Below are 258 nucleotides of genomic sequence, written 5' to 3' on the forward strand. Positions count from 1 at the left end.
TACATGATAAGGGGCCGTAGCTCAGCTGGGAGAGCACCTGCTTTGCAAGCAGGGGGTCGTCGGTTCGATCCCGTCCGGCTCCACCATCATTCCTTGAGAATGGGCGTGTTTTGGTGTTGAGACGGATATTGGCAGTCAACAAGAGAAAGAACCAAGTTTGCGGACTTTACGAAGTCTGCCTGTTCTGTATGAAATCGTGAAGAGAAGATGTAATCGGATCAGCTTTATAGCTGATGTCGCAATGGTTTGCTCAAACCT

1 tRNA gene is annotated in these 258 nt (G+C 49.2%); it reads left to right on the forward strand.

Going from position 1 to position 258, the window contains the following annotated elements:
* Window positions 1-10: 10 nt before the first annotated feature.
* Window positions 11-86: transfer RNA gene (locus tag F9K91_RS25660), tRNA-Ala, on the forward strand.
* Window positions 87-258: the final 172 nt, after the last annotated feature.

The sequence above is a fragment of the Brucella tritici genome (assembly GCF_008932295.1).
Taxonomy (GTDB): Bacteria; Pseudomonadota; Alphaproteobacteria; order Rhizobiales; family Rhizobiaceae; genus Brucella; species Brucella tritici.